The sequence below is a fragment of the Bradyrhizobium sp. 40 genome, from assembly GCF_023100925.1.
Classification (GTDB): Bacteria; Pseudomonadota; Alphaproteobacteria; order Rhizobiales; family Xanthobacteraceae; genus Bradyrhizobium.
This window is the reverse complement of the sequence record NZ_CP064688.1, coordinates 4494544-4508948: the sequence shown is the minus strand read 5'-3', so window position 1 is coordinate 4508948 and position 14405 is coordinate 4494544. Positions and strand designations below refer to the sequence as shown.

The window sequence follows — 14405 nt, the reverse complement described above, 5'->3', positions numbered from 1 at the left end:
GAAATTCCGTGCCGCCGCTTTCTCGCCAACAATCTGCCCGTCAGGCGCCGGTAGTCTCTCGGGGCTGTTGTACGCCCGGACCCTCTTTTCCATGGATCAACACGGCCTCGGCAGCAGCTTCGTCGATGGCTGCCATCACGTCAGCAGTTGCGGAATAATGAATCATGTGTCCCGCTCCGTCGATGCGGCGCAATTTGCTCTGCTTGACCTCGCCGTGCAGCCTGACCGACTGCTTGATATCGATCAGACGATCGTCCTGGCCTGCGATAATGATCGTCGGCATCTTGAGCTCTGCATAAGTCTTCGAACCTGAGAATGCGGCGGGGATCAACATCGTCGCTTCAGCCGCTGTGGCCCGCATCTGTGATGGGCGGAGCGCCATTTCTTTCGGAAAGCCCGCGAACTTGTTCGGGACCGGCCGGGGGCCAAACAGCTTGCGCAACATCGCGGGCCACATCATCCGACCGGCTAGCGGCGAAATCGTGGAGCTGATGACGTCCCCGACCACTGGTAGGGCGGACAGCACCGACGCGGCGCTGTCCGCGCGGGGAGTCGGGAAATAATAGCCCGAGGCCAGCACGAGAGCCTGCACGAACGAGGGATGTCTTGTCGCCAGCGCAACCGCAACCGACGCTCCCCACGAATGGCCAAGGACAATCGCTTGAGAGACCCCCAACTGATCGAGCGCCTTCTTGAACAGGTCCGCTTGGGCATCCGGGGTCCAGACGACGTGCCTCGGCCGCGAGCTATGCCCAAAACCTGGACGATCGAACACCATGACCCTGTAGTTCTCGGCCGCGAGATCGATCAATCCACTCGCGTCGAAATCCTGGACCATGCTGCCATTGCCGTGAAACAAGACCAGCGGCTTGCCCCTGCCGCGTTCCAAATAGTGCAGGCGGACCCCCTCGACGTCGATGAACCGCCCCTGCGGAGGATTATCGCGTTGCGCTTTGTTCGCGAGCCGCCGGTTTATGATTGCGGTAGCCGCGATGAGAGTACCTGCGGCAGCAAATGCGGTGGCGCCCGGATGTCGCGTGAGGGCGGCCAGGCAGTCGGACAGAAGCGAGGGGGAACGTGTTCGTCGTGCAACCCGCATGTGCATTACCTTCGGTGGTCTGCACGACGCCTCATGCAAGTGAGAAATGTTGCAGCCGAGGCAAACGGGGATGCGGGGTGTTTGGTTCCTCGATGAAAAGCAGACGTCCGAGCCGGCGCGAGGATCCGGCGAACGGCCTCTGGCGTTGGTGCAGACTCGCGCGTGCAATACGGGGCGCGAGTAGCCGATAACGGCGCCCCCTCAGGCCGCGCCGGCCTCTTTGCCGAAAACCACGGTTTAGAACGCCGATCTATAGCTGTGGACCAGACAGTCTGACTTCTCGCTCAGCGCGTAGGACATTGCCATACAGGCTGCTGATCCATTGCCGTCCGCTCGAGGTTACATTCAAGCAGCGGATGGCAGCCTGGATTTGGGGTGCAACCTTGGTCCAGTAGAATTGAGGGTATTTGTACACCACATCCGCGGGCGTGGCGTATCCGAGCGATTTGTTGAGCCCGATCTCCTCAAATTCATAGAAGAGCGCATTTGACTTTTTCATGTAGTTCGGATCGCCGAGCTGACCAATCAGATCAGCGGCGCGGAGCAGCAAACCTTCCTCCTCGTCCAAGTCATCCTTGAGTTCGCTCGTTGGTTCGTCCGTATAGGGAAAACGGGTATACTCGATGGCCCTGGCAACGCGAGCGGCGTCGATCTGGTCGACGGCGTCGAGACGCTCCGCGGCGAACAATTTCGAGCGGTCCACGTGATAGGGTGCAAGCGCTGCATCGGAGGAGCCGATCGGCAACTCCACCGTTCGGCCGGTACCATCAACGACATAGGCTCCCTCTTGGTCTCCATGGATTATTCCCCGAACGTAGCCGATGTCGTGAATCAGACAGGCCAGGATGAAGTGAGCATAGTCGCTCGCCGTCGTCGGCCTCAGGAGGGAGCGGCCGATCAGAATGTCGTGCCCGACCAGCGTGACCAACAACGTGTGCTCGACATTGTGGTATAATGCATCGCTGTTGCCGATACATTCCAGGGCAAGCTTTGCCGCGTAGGGGAGCAATTCCGGTAAGGTGGCATGCGACGAGCCGAAGCGGCCTCTTGTCTCCGAGATCAGGAACGCACCGAGCGCCTGGGACGTCAGTTCTGGAATCGTTATCACCGGCAAGCTCCTCAGTTCGTCAGGGCACGGACCAATGCGATACCGACTTAGAACTTGCTAGCGCGCGCCGCGACGCCGGGGCATCTGTCCATTAGCGCGCGGCGGCTTGCAGGACCGAGGCAACGGCCGGATCGGTCAAGGACGTACTTCGAAGATCATGTTGAACGGCATCTCGGTGGCGCGGCGGAAGCGCCTGAAGCCCGCTTCAGTCGCCACTTGACGCAATCTGCTTTCACCGGCCTGTGCGCCGAGCCCCAAGCCCACTTCCTGAGACAGTGATGCCGGCGTACAAATGAATGTCGAGGCGTGATAGTAGACGCATCCGACCGGGTTGAGATTGTCCTTGAGATTGTCATGAGCAAACGGCTCGACGATCATCCAAGCCCCATCCTTGGCTAGCGTTTCCTTGACATGCTTGCCTGCACCCACGGGATCGCCCATGTCATGCAGGCAATCGAAGAACGCCACCAGATCATAGTCTTTGGCTGGAAAATCCTTGGCACTGGCCTGCGCGAACGTGATGCAGCCTCCAACTCCCGCTTCTTGTGCCAGGACCTTGGCGCGTTCAATCGAAGGCTTATGGTAATCGAACCCGAAGAACTCTGAATTGGGGTAGGCCTGCGCCATCACAATCGTAGAGGCGCCGTGGCCGCATCCGACGTCGGCTACCCTGGCGCCGGCTTTCAGTTTCGCTTCGACGCCTTCGAGCGTCGGAATCCAGTTCGAAGCCAGATTGGCGTTATAGCCCGGCCTGAAGAAGCGTTCGGTGCCGGAGAAAAGACACTTCGAATGCTCGTGCCAACCAACGCCTTTCCCGGTTCGAAACGCTTCGGCGACTTTGGGTTCGTCGAGATAGGTGGATTGCACGACATCGAATGCGCCTGCAAAGAAGGCTGGCGACCCCTCTTCGGCGAACGCCATGGCTTGCTCCGCCGAGAGTGAGAACGCATTTTTTTCCGGATGGTAGTCGATGTATCCGGAGGCGGCCTGTCCGGACAGCCATTCGCGCACGTAACGCTCATGCAGTCCGGTCTTCTTCGCAAGCTCGGACGGAGTGATCATGGCACCATCCGCCATCGCCTTGTAGAGTCCGAGGCGATCGCCGAGCAGTATGCTGGCGCCGCCAAGCGCGATGCCGAGGTCGCCGACCAGCTTTCCTACCAGCGCGTTCAGCTTTTCAAGGTTTGGTTCACGCATTGCAGCTTCCTCCTCTTTGAGAACAGCCTCATCGTTATCCAAAAAGCCTAGGGCGACCGGCGGATCGCAAGCATGAAAGGGTTCGCGTTCCGGCGAATAGCCGTGGGCCGCTTGATGTCAGAATGGGTCAGAAGCGGTAACGTTTGATCGAGCCGCGGATTCCTTGCCTGCAGCCCAGCAGCCGACCTGCGCGGCCATATGGGCACCGGTCCGACTAGCTTACACCAACCTGACAAAGTTAAAAGCGAAACCGGGCTCGCTTGTGTTCTGGCCGAAATCGTGCGGATGGTGGAAGAGGTCGTAGATGCGGCGCGAGCCGTGCTTGCACCGGAGCATCCGCGGGAATGCCATGCGCCTTCTGATCGTCGAGGATAATGCCGAGCTGTCGCGGCTCGTTGCGGGCGGGCTGTCGGCGGCCGGCTATGAGAGCGATATTGTCGGCAGCGTCGCCGAAGCGCGCGAGGCGGTCAGCAGCGTCAGCTATGCCGCGATGATCCTGGACCTCGGACTGCCCGACGGCGATGGCCTGTCGGTGCTGCGCGAGCTGCGCCGGCAGATGGAGCCGTTGCCGGTGCTGGTGCTGACCGCGCGCGGCGGCTTGCAGGACCGCGTCAGCGGCCTGCGCAGCGGCGCCGACGACTATCTCGCAAAACCTTTCGCGATGGAGGAGCTGGTGGCGCGGCTGGAGGCGATCCTGCGCCGTCCGGGCCAGTTGCTCGGCCGCTCGCTGCGCCTCGCCAACCTTGTCTATGACACCGAAAGCCGCCAGATCTTCGTCGACGACCAGCCGCGCATCATCTCCGCGCGCGAGACCTCGGTGCTCGAGATCCTGCTGCGCCGGCAGGGGCGGGTGGTGCCGAAGAAGAACGTCGAGGACCACATCTTCGGCCTCGACGGCGAGGTCGCCTCCAACGCGGTCGAGGTCTACGTCTCGCGGCTGCGCAAGCAGCTCGCCGAGCACGGCGCCAAGGTCGTGATCCACACCATCCGTGGCGTCGGCTATCTCATGGCCGAGGAGAAATAGCGTGGCCCGGATCGGATCTCAGGCCGGATTCCGCGCCGGGATCCATGCGAGGTCGCCCACATTCAAATCGCTGATCTGGCGCATCGTGTTCCTGCACATCGTGGCGGTCGCGGTGGTCGCGATCTTCCTGCCGCTGGTGCTGTTCTGGCTGCTCAACTCCGAGATCGACCAGCTGCACCGCGACGCCATGCGCGCCCAGGCCGAGGTGTTGGCCGAGCGCATCGTCGTCCAGCCCGACGGGCTGCTGACGTTCAACCTGCCGGACAGTCTCAAGGGCCTATATTCGGAAGCCTATGGCCGCTACCAGTACGACATTCGCGATGCCGAGGGACATCTGCTGTTCTCGTCGCGTCGCAAGACCGGCACTGCCGCGGTCGCGCCACCGCCGCTCTCCGAGACGATTTCCGGCGCTGGCGTCACCCGCACCATCGACGGCAAGGTGATACGCATTCGCGTCGCGGAGGACCTCGCGCACCGCGACGTCATCATCGACGACATCGTGTCGAACTTCTTCCGGCGGGTCGGGTGGATCACCATTCCGATCCTGCTGGTCCTGCTCGCCATCGACATCATCATCTTTCGCCGCGCCGTCGCGCCGCTGTGGAAGGCCTCCGAGGAGGCAAGCAATATCGGTCCGGCGCGCACCGACATCCGCCTGCCGACGGAGCAGATCCCGCGCGAGATCATGCCGCTCGTCACCGCCGTCAACCAGGCGCTCGACCGCCTCGAGGACGGCTTTCGAGTGCAGCGGCAGTTCACCGCCGACGCAGCGCACCAATTGCGCACGCCGCTCGCGATCCTGCGCACGCGGATCGAGACGCTCGGCGACGGCGCTGCAAGGCAGGCGCTGCATGCCGACATCGAGGCCATGAGCCGCATCGTGGCGCAGCTGCTGGAGATCGCCGAACTCGACACGCTGGTGCTCGATCCCGGCGAGACCGCGGATTTGCGCGCGGTCTGCGCCGAGGTGGTCGGTTCGATCGCGCCGCTCGCGATCGCGCAGCACAAGGATATCGCGCTGAGGGGCACCGAGGCGCCGGTGCTGATCCACGGCAATTCCGTGATGCTCCAGCGCGCGATCTTCAATCTCGCCGAAAACGCCATCAAGTTCACGGCAAAGGACACGTCGGTCGATGTCGATGTGAGCGAGGACGGTGCGGTGCGCGTGCGCGATTGCGGACCGGGAATTGCGGAAGCCGAGCGCGAATTGATCTTCCAGCGCTTCTGGCGCGCCGACCGCCAGCGCAGCGACGGCGCCGGCCTCGGGCTGTCGATCGTGCGCGCGGTGGCGGATGATCACGCGGCGACGGTTGCGGTGGAGAATCTTCCGGGGGGCGGCGCGCAGTTCACGCTGCGGTTCAGGCTGGCGGAGAAGTCGGCGACGTTGATTTGAACGCGGTGCGGCACTGACGCGCCACCTTCTCCCGCATCCGCCTTCGCCAACGCGGACATGAGGGGAGAAGGCGAAAGCGACGGCTATTTCAGCTTGCGGGTGGACAAATCCATGATCATGCGCGTGGTCAGATAAAGACGCGGCACGATGCTGTTGAGCTGCACATATTCGGCATCGTTGGAATGCGCGCCGAAGCCCGACAGACCCATGCCCTCCACCACGGCTCCGCTGGTCTTGAGTGCGGCAAACGCCGCGTCGGTGCCGCCGCCGGTCGCTTTCTCGTCGACCTTGAGGGGCAGTCCGAGCTCCCCATAGATCGTCTTGCCGTGGGCCGCGACGCGACGTGAGGCGTCGTTGGCCTCAAGCGGCGGACGGCGCACCTCGAATTTCAGCGCGACCTTGGAATCGGGCAGCAGGTGATTTTTGATCTTCTGCTGAAGTGTCTTCTCGAGGTCGTCGAAATCGGCGACCTTGAGTGCACGTGCGTCGGCCTGGGCCGTGGCCTCCGCCGGGATGACGTTGCGGTTGGTGCCGGCCTTGGAGACCGTCCAGTTCAGTTTCAGGCCCTGCTCTGGTTTGGACAGGTCCTTCATCTGCAGCAGCTGGTGCGAGAGTTCGTACAGCGCGTTGACGCCGCCCTCGGGCCGTGAGCCCGCATGCGAGGACTTGCCCTGCACCGTGAGATAGGCCGAGCCGATGCCGCTTGTAGCGAGGCGCAGCGTGCCGTCGGTGCCGCCGCCTTCAAACGAGAACACCACGTCCTGATCCGCGGCGAACCTGGTGATGGTGCTGCGCCAGCCCGGTGAGGAGATCTCCTCGTCGCCGTTGGTGAGCACCGTGAGCGTGCCGTAATCCCGGAAGCCCAGCTTCTGCAGCAACGCAACGGTGTGGAGAATGAGCGCGACGCCCTGCTTGTCGTCGGCAATGCCGAGGCCGTAGGCCTTGTCGCCGTCGATGCGGAACGGTTGATCCTTCAGCATGCCCTTCAGGTACACGGTGTCCATGTGGGCGATCAGCATGATCTTCTTGCTGCCTGTGCCCTTGAATACGGCGTGTACGGCCGGGCCGATCTTCTCGGGTGTGTCGTCGAGGCGATAGACGTCTGTGGGTTGCAGGATTTGCACCGTGCCGCCGAGCTGCTTGAGCTGGCCGGCAACGCGCTCGGCGATCTGGTTCAGGCCTTCGACATCCTTGCTGCCGGATTCGATGCTGACGAGATCGCGCAGCGTGTCGAGCAGCGGCTGCTGCTCCTTTTGCGCCAGCGCATGGACGTCGGCCATGACATTCGCGCCGGGCGCGGCGTGGGCCGGCATTGCCGCACAGGCCAGCCAGAGCGACGCGATCAACGGACCAACGAGCGATGGAGCAGGGTGCGATCGAGACATGCGTAGCAGCCTTAGATTGGGGGGATGGCGCGGTATGCCCGTGTTTCCGGCGCTTGTCACGCGCCCGGCACACCCATCAGGCACCGCCGAGGCGAACGTGACGTGGAGGGCGAGGGTCGGTCGCCTAAGCCTAAAGTCGTAGGATCGGATGGGGATGGAAATCGGACGACACATGTTCCATGCTGGCGTCCAAGCCTCGGCAAGAAGGCCCACCGTCACAATCCATCAGGGTAGGAAATCATGAAAAGACGAGATTTCATCAAGGTCACTGGGCTTGGTGCGGCGGGTGTCGCGACGCTCGCCGCTCCAGCGATCGCGCAGACGACGCCCGAGATCAAATGGCGCATGCCGACGAGCTGGCCGAAATCACTCGATACGCTCTATGGCGGTGCCGAGATGATGGCCAAGATGGTCGCGGAAGCGACCGACAACAAATTCCAGATTCAGACATTTGCCGGCGGCGAGATCGTGCCGGGCCTCCAGGTGCTCGATGCCGTGCAGAACGGCACCTGCGAAATCGGCCACACCGCGTCCTACTATTATTTTGGCAAGGACCCGACCTTCACCTTCGGATCGTCGGTGCCGTTCGGACCGAACATGCGCATCAACCAGGCCTGGTACACACTGGGCGGCGGCAGGGAGATCCTCAACGAGTTCTACAAGAAGTACAACGTCGTCTCGCTGCTTGCCGGCAACACCGGCTGTCAGATGGGTGGCTGGTTCCGCAAGGAGGTCAAGACGCCCCAGGACTTCAGCGGGTTGAAATTCCGCATCGGAGGCTTCGCCGGAAAGGTGATGGCCAAACTCGGCGCGGTGCCGCAGCAGATCGCCGGAGGCGACATTTATCCGGCGCTGGAGAAGGGCACCATCGACGCCGCGGAATGGGTCGGACCGTATGACGACGAGAAGCTCGGCTTCGTGAAAGTCGCGCCGCATTATTACTTCCCGGGCTGGTGGGAAGGCGGGCCCATGCTTCTGGCCTTTGTCAACCAGGACAAGTGGAATGCGCTGCCGAAGCACTATCAGAGCATCCTCGAGCAGGCAGGGCACTACGCCAACAACTGGATGATGGCGAAGTATGACCAGGCCAATCCGCCGGCGCTGCGGCGCCTGCTCGCGGCCGGCGCCAAGCTGCATCCGTTCTCGCCCGAGGTCATGCAGGCCTGCTTCAAGGCATCAAAGGAGCTGCACACCGAAGTCTCGGCCACCAACCCGGACTTCAAGAAGGTCTACGAATCGCTGACCGCGTTCTCGAACAACGGATATCAGTGGTTCCAGGTCGCCGAAGTCGGCTATGACAACTTCATGGCGCGCAATTCGCAGAGCTGATCGCCGGGAGCGATCCGCCTAAACGAAAAAAACCCGGAGCGAAAGCTCCGGGTTTTCTTTTTTGCGGCGGGCCGGGCGCTATTGCTTCGGCTGGCCGAAGTCGAGCGGCGGCAGATCGATCTGGGGAATGTCGATCTTGATGCTGTTGGGATCGACTGTGGACTGCACGCCCTTGTAGTGCATCACCATCGACGGGAACGTGATCACCAGCAGCACCATGATGAGCTGGATGACGACGAACGGAACCGCGCCCCAATAGATCTGTCCTGTCGTGACCGGCTCCATGCGTTTGCCGGTGACGCGATCGGTATAACGTTCCTTTGGCGCGACCGAGCGCAAATAGAACAGCGCAAATCCGAACGGCGGGTGCATGAACGACGTCTGCATGTTGACGCCGAGAATGACGCCGAACCAGATCAGGTCGATACCGAGATGCTCCGCCGCGGGCCCGAGCAGCGGGATCACGATGAAGGCGAGCTCGAAGAAGTCGAGGAAGAACGCCAGCACGAACACGAACGCGTTGACGAAGATCAGGAAGCCAACCTGGCCGCCGGGTAGGGAGGTCAGCAGGTGCTCGACCCAGACGTGGCCACTGACGCCGTAAAAGGTGAGCGAGAATACGCGTGCCCCGACCAGGATGAAGACGACGAAGGCGGAGAGCTTTGCCGTCGATTCGACCGCCTGACGAACGAGGTCCCAGGTCAGCCGACGTTTCATGGCACCGAGAATGAGGGCGCCGGCTGCGCCCATCGCACCGCCTTCGGTGGGCGTCGCGACACCGATGAAGATCGTGCCCAGCACCAGGAAGATCAGGAACAGCGGCGGCACCATCACGAAGGTGGTCTGTTGCGCCATCTTCGAGAGGAAACGGAAGCCCGTGAGCTTGTCGATGGCCCAGTTCGCGATCGCGACGAAGAAGGCGAAGAGGATGCCGAAGAACATGCTGAGCACGACGAAGTCGGCGCCGTGAGTCTCCGAATTCCGCATCATGAACCAGCCAAACACGCAGCTCGCCAGGAACAGCACGCCCAGCGACCTCAGGCCGCGGTCACCGCTTTCCTCGCGGAAGCCGATGGCTTCCTTCGGCAGGCCCGGAGCGGCGTTCGGGAAAATCAAGGTCACGAGGAACGCGTACCCCGCGTAGAGGGCCGCGAGCACCAAGCCCGGAATAAACGCGCCCTCGTACATGTCGCCGACCGACTTGCCGAGCTGGTCGGCCATCACGATCAGAACGAGCGAGGGTGGGATGATCTGCGCCAGCGTGCCGGAGGCCGCGATGATGCCGGTCGCCACGCGGCGGTCATAGCCGTACCGCAGCATGATCGGCAGTGAGATCAGGCCCATCGAGATCACCGAAGCCGCCACGACGCCGGTGGTCGCCGCGAGCAGGGCACCGACGAACACCACCGCGTAGGCGAGGCCGCCGCGGATGGTGCCGAACAACTGACCGATGGTGTCGAGCAGATCCTCCGCCATGCCGGAGCGCTCGAGCACCAGTCCCATGAAGGTGAAGAAGGGAATGGCGAGCAGCGTGTCGTTGTTCATCACGCCGTAGACGCGCTCCGGCAGGGCCTGGAGAAAGTCCGGGTGGAATTGTCCGAGCTCAACGCCGATGATGGCGAAGAACAGGCCGACGGCGCCGAGCGAAAATGCCGCCGGATAGCCGAGCAGCAGCACGACGACGAGCGTCGCGAACATGATGGGCGCCAGATTGGCGATAATAAACGCGGTCATGACTTCCCCCTAAACCGTCGCCAAGGGCTACTTCTTTTCGATCGCTTCGACGAGGTGCTCGACCTCGGCCTCCAGTGCGGACACCTGCGACTCGTGTGGGTCCGGGATCATGCCGCGCATGATCGCGATTCGCTTGATCAGCTCGGAGATGCCTTGAACGAGCAGGAGGGCGAAGCCGACCATGATCAGCGACTTGGCCGGCCATTGCGGCAGGCCGCCCGCATTGCCGGATTGCTCGTTGATCTGGAGTGAGCGCAGGAAGAACGGTACCCCGGTGACGATCATGACAACGGTCAGCGGGATCAGGAAGAAGATGTGCCCGATGATGTCGATGATGTTGCGAACCCGCTTCGGCATCATGCTGTTGAAGATGTCGATCCGGATGTGCTCGTTGTCGAGCAGCGTCCAGGACGCGCACAGCAGGAACACGATGCTGAAAAGCACCCATTGCAGCTCGAGCCACGAGTTGGAGGACGTGTCCAACGTCTTTCGAATGATCGCGTTCAGCGCCGAGATGATCACGGCGAGCAGGATCAGCCAAGCCAGACGCTTGCCGGTCCAACGTGTGAACGCGTCAATTCCATTGCTCAGCTTCAGGAGCGCTTGCAAGATTGGTCCTCCCCGATTTGCCCCGGCCGTCTTGACTGCGCCGAGTGGCGCGTTGGCTTGTCTCGCCGCGCAGGCATGAGGCAGCCGCACCAAACCAGCGAGTTTGCCGCCAGTCAATCGGAAGTTTGTTGATAGTTAAGGGGAATAAGCCGCGGCCGGCAGACCGATGCTAGCCGCCGGTGACGCTCATGTGCCTGCTGACGCTGGGACGGTCGTGGCGGCGGTCGATGATGAAGTCGTGGCCCTTGGGCTTGAGCCCAATGGCGCGGTCGATCGCATCCGCAAGCAGCGAATCGTCGTCCGATGCACGCAAAGGTTTGCGCAAATCGGAGGCATCCTCGTGGCCGAGGCAGGTGTGCAACGTTCCCGTGCAGGTGACGCGCACGCGATTGCAGGATTCGCAGAAATTATGAGTCATCGGGGTGATGAAGCCGAGCTTGCCGCCGGTCTCGGCGACGCTGACATAGCGCGCCGGCCCGCCGGTGCTCTCGGCCAGATCCGTCAGCGTGAACTGCTGGGCGAGGCGCGCGCGCACCAGCGACAGCGGCAGATACTGATCGATTCGTCCCGATCCGATCTCGCCCATCGGCATGACCTCGATCAGCGTCAGCCCCATGCCCTTGCCGTGGGCCCAGCGCATCAGGTCGGGAAGTTCGTCCTCGTTGAGGTTCTTCAGCGCAACGGCGTTGATCTTGACCGCGAGGCCCGCAGCGCGCGCCGCCTCGATGCCCTCCAGCACCTTGTCGATCTCGCCCCACCGGGTGATCTCGCGAAACTTCTGCGGGTCGAGCGTGTCGAGCGAGACGTTGATGCGGCGGACGCCGCAATCGGCGAGCTCGCTGGCGTATTTCGCAAGCTGGGTGCCGTTGGTGGTCAGCGTCAGCTCGCTCAGCGCGCCGCTCTTGAGATGCCGCGACAGCGAGCGCACCAGCGTCATCACGTTGCGGCGGACCAGCGGTTCGCCGCCGGTGAGCCGCAGCTTCTTCACGCCCTTGGCGATGAAGGCCGAGCAGAGCCGGTCGAGTTCCTCCAGCGTCAGCAGGTCCGCCTTGGGCAGGAACGTCATGTCTTCCGACATGCAGTAGAAGCAGCGCAGGTCGCAGCGGTCGGTGACGGACACGCGCAAATACGAGATGGTCCGTCCGAACGGATCGGTCATCGCGCTCGACAGCGCGGCGCGGGGGCTTGCGGAAAGTCCGTTCATACCAAATGCCTTGTCACTTGCGGCAACGCGAGCAGTTTTGCTTCAGCGGCGTCCTGGAAGCAATCTAAGCATCGAACGCGTCAGAGACAATTGGGGGGATGACGGAGGTCAGCGATTGCCGTTGTTCGGATCGGGGAACGGCGAGCCCGCGGCCGGTGCGGCAGCAGCCGGGGCAGCGGCGGGCGCCACCGGTTTCGGCCTCTTCGGCCGGTGCGGCTTGCGGACCGGTTTCGGCGGAACGGCCGGCTGGAGCTCCGCGAAAATCGGGTTGGGGTCGGTGGTGACCGAGGTGGGGGTGGTGAAGTCGCCGGGATTCCTGATGACATTCACCGGCACGCTCACCGGCTGGTATTTCGGCAGCGCGAAAGCGACCGTGAAGGGGACCTCGGGGGCGGGAACCGACACGGAGCAGGGGGTCTTGCAGCCTGCACCCAGTGAGGTCGTGGCGTCAGCGCCCGGGGGATTGGATTCGAGCCGGACCTGAACGGTCGGCGGGGCCGATTTGAACATGTCCCAGGAAGTCGAAGACATTGAGGAGCAGCCGGCAAGACTTGTTGCCCCGATGACGCTTACTCCAGCTAACGCAAACGAGATGACACGACGCATGACATCCACCTAGTGCGACGAACCGCCACAACCCCGGGCGAAGTTAGGAGCGTCGTTCTAACCAAGCAACCGGCCGGCCGCGCATAGTTAGTAGATGGTTAACGCGGGATTCTGCGAAATAACAAGATATCTCAGCTACTTGAGAGCTTCCTGCGCAGTCATCAGGCTGCTGGCGGCGGCCGGAAGGTCGCGCATGTGATGGATCAGCCGGTCCGGCTTCAGCTCGGCGATCGGCACGTCCGTATAGCCGAAGCTGACCCCGATCACGGGAACCCCGGCGCGCCGGGCCACGCCGACATCGGGTCCGGCATCGCCGACCATGATGCTGGCTTTGACCTCGCCGCCGGCCCGCGCCACCGTTTCCCGGAAAATGGTCGGATCGGGCTTCTGGACGCCAAAAGTGTCAGCGCCGCAGATCGCCGCGAAGCGCCGGCTCAGGTCGAGCTGGTCCAGCAGGCGCTTCGACAACCATTCCAGCTTGTTGGTGCAGACGGCGAGGCGATGGCCCTGGGCCGCAAAATGGTCGAGCGCGGCCTCCAGCCCCTCGAAGGGCCGGGATTCGACGGCGATATTGTCGGCGTAATAGGCGATGAAATCGGCCGTCATCCGGTCCATGTCGGCAACCGTGACGCTGCGGCCCTCGGCTTCCAGCCCCCGCTCGATCAGCTTGCGGGCGCCGGCGCCGATCATGTTGCGGGCCGAGGCCATCGGCACGGGCGGCAGCCCTTCGCGGTCGAGCACGTAATTGAGCGCAGTGATCAGGTCGGGCGCCGTATCCACAAGGGTGCCGTCGAGATCGAAGACGATGGTGTGGGAGGAGGTCATGGTCCAGCGCTACCGGCCCGGCCCCGCCCACGCAAGGGCCGAAGCCATAAGATCACCTTATAAGGTGAGCCCGGAGGCCTGTTCCCCCAGACCCTGTTCTCCGAGGGAAAACGAGGCTACACAAGCCGCCGCAAGCCTATCGGGCAGCACACTCGTAATTCAGGGACGGCGCAAACGTGAACATGGACCAGTTGAAGCGGCAGGCTGCGGCGCGCGCCCTCGAAGACGTCCGAGACGGCATGCAGCTCGGGCTCGGCACTGGCTCGACCGCAAAACATTTCGTCGAGCTGCTCGGCGAGCGGGTCCGCGCCGGACTGAAAGTGATCGGCGTGCCGACCTCCGAGGCGACGCGCCTCGATGCAATTCGCTGCGGCGTGCCGCTGACCACGCTGGACGAGATCGACCATCTCGACATCACCGTCGACGGCGCCGACGAGATCGACACAGAACTCAATCTGATCAAGGGCGGCGGCGGCGCGCTGTTGCGCGAGAAGATCGTGGCGGCCGCCTCGGATCGCATGATCGTGATTGCCGACGACACCAAATGGGTGCCGACACTCGGCCGCTTTCCGCTACCGATCGAAGTCATCCCGTTCGGGCTCGGCGCAACGCGACGCGCGGTCGAGAAGGCGTTTGCGGAATGCGGCGTTTCCGGGCAGATGGCGGTCCGCAAGGGCAAGGACGGCCACGTTTTCGTCACCGATGGCGGCCACTGGATCGTCGATGCCCAGCTCGAAAAGATTGAGGATCCCGCCCGCCTCGCCACGGCGTTGAGCGCGATCCCCGGCGTCGTCGAGCATGGTTTGTTCATTGGCTTGGCCAGCTCGGCTGTTTTGGCCGGTGGCGAGGGAATTCGTGTGATTGAACGGCGAAAGCCGAAAGGAGACTAGGA

13 protein-coding genes are annotated in these 14405 nt (G+C 62.9%); 4 read left to right on the top strand and 9 right to left on the bottom strand.

Annotated features, from left to right (window positions below; all coding sequences use genetic code 11):
* Positions 1-40: 40 nt before the first annotated feature.
* The 3 genes from IVB40_RS22040 to IVB40_RS22030 form a co-directional block, all read right to left on the bottom strand.
* Positions 41-1099 (bottom strand): alpha/beta hydrolase, encoded by a 1059-nt coding sequence (locus tag IVB40_RS22040; protein ID WP_027569401.1) that lies wholly within the window; start codon positions 1097-1099, stop codon positions 41-43.
* A gap of 250 nt (positions 1100-1349) precedes the next feature.
* The gene (locus tag IVB40_RS22035) at positions 1350-2207 is read right to left on the bottom strand and encodes a hypothetical protein (RefSeq protein WP_027569402.1); all 858 of its coding nucleotides are present in this window, start codon (positions 2205-2207) and stop codon (positions 1350-1352) included.
* A gap of 135 nt (positions 2208-2342) precedes the next feature.
* Positions 2343-3404, bottom strand: coding sequence for a class I SAM-dependent methyltransferase (locus IVB40_RS22030; protein ID WP_247816263.1), 1062 nt, complete (start codon positions 3402-3404; stop codon positions 2343-2345).
* A gap of 349 nt (positions 3405-3753) precedes the next feature.
* Here IVB40_RS22030 and IVB40_RS22025 point away from each other — a divergent pair, with 349 nt between their 5' ends.
* Both IVB40_RS22025 and IVB40_RS22020 read left to right on the top strand, forming a co-directional pair.
* Positions 3754-4428, top strand: a complete 675-nt coding sequence (locus IVB40_RS22025) for a response regulator transcription factor (RefSeq protein WP_027569404.1) — start codon at positions 3754-3756, stop codon at positions 4426-4428.
* 1 nt (position 4429) lies between these two features.
* Positions 4430-5821: an ATP-binding protein gene (locus tag IVB40_RS22020; protein ID WP_247816262.1), complete on the top strand. Its 1392-nt coding sequence runs from the start codon at positions 4430-4432 to the stop codon at positions 5819-5821.
* 83 nt (positions 5822-5904) lie between these two features.
* Here the strand turns inward: IVB40_RS22020 and IVB40_RS22015 are convergent, their stop codons facing one another.
* A complete protein-coding gene (locus IVB40_RS22015) occupies positions 5905-7206 on the bottom strand; it encodes a M20/M25/M40 family metallo-hydrolase (RefSeq protein WP_247816261.1) in 1302 nt (433 codons plus the stop codon).
* 240 nt (positions 7207-7446) lie between these two features.
* Here IVB40_RS22015 and IVB40_RS22010 point away from each other — a divergent pair, with 240 nt between their 5' ends.
* A complete protein-coding gene (locus IVB40_RS22010; RefSeq protein WP_027569406.1) occupies positions 7447-8535 on the top strand; it encodes a TRAP transporter substrate-binding protein in 1089 nt (362 codons plus the stop codon).
* 78 nt (positions 8536-8613) lie between these two features.
* On the opposite strand, the gene IVB40_RS22005 is transcribed toward IVB40_RS22010, so the two are convergent.
* The 5 genes from IVB40_RS22005 to IVB40_RS21985 form a co-directional block, all read right to left on the bottom strand.
* Positions 8614-10269, bottom strand: a complete 1656-nt coding sequence (locus IVB40_RS22005) for a TRAP transporter large permease subunit (RefSeq protein WP_027569407.1) — start codon at positions 10267-10269, stop codon at positions 8614-8616.
* A gap of 27 nt (positions 10270-10296) precedes the next feature.
* Positions 10297-10878, bottom strand: coding sequence for a TRAP transporter small permease subunit (locus IVB40_RS22000; RefSeq protein WP_247408083.1), 582 nt, complete (start codon positions 10876-10878; stop codon positions 10297-10299).
* A gap of 169 nt (positions 10879-11047) precedes the next feature.
* Entirely contained in the window at positions 11048-12082 is a 1035-nt protein-coding gene (gene moaA / locus IVB40_RS21995; protein ID WP_219682533.1) for a GTP 3',8-cyclase MoaA, read from the bottom strand.
* Positions 12083-12190: 108 nt separating this feature from the next.
* Entirely contained in the window at positions 12191-12688 is a 498-nt protein-coding gene (locus IVB40_RS21990; protein WP_247816260.1) for a hypothetical protein, read from the bottom strand.
* A 135-nt stretch (positions 12689-12823) separates the two neighbouring features.
* Positions 12824-13513 (bottom strand): HAD-IA family hydrolase, encoded by a 690-nt coding sequence (locus IVB40_RS21985; RefSeq protein ID WP_247433628.1) that lies wholly within the window; start codon positions 13511-13513, stop codon positions 12824-12826.
* Between the two features lie 176 nt (positions 13514-13689).
* On the opposite strand from IVB40_RS21985, the gene rpiA reads away from it, so the two are divergent.
* Positions 13690-14403, top strand: a complete 714-nt coding sequence (gene rpiA, locus IVB40_RS21980; protein WP_247816259.1) for a ribose-5-phosphate isomerase RpiA — start codon at positions 13690-13692, stop codon at positions 14401-14403.
* Positions 14404-14405: the final 2 nt, after the last annotated feature.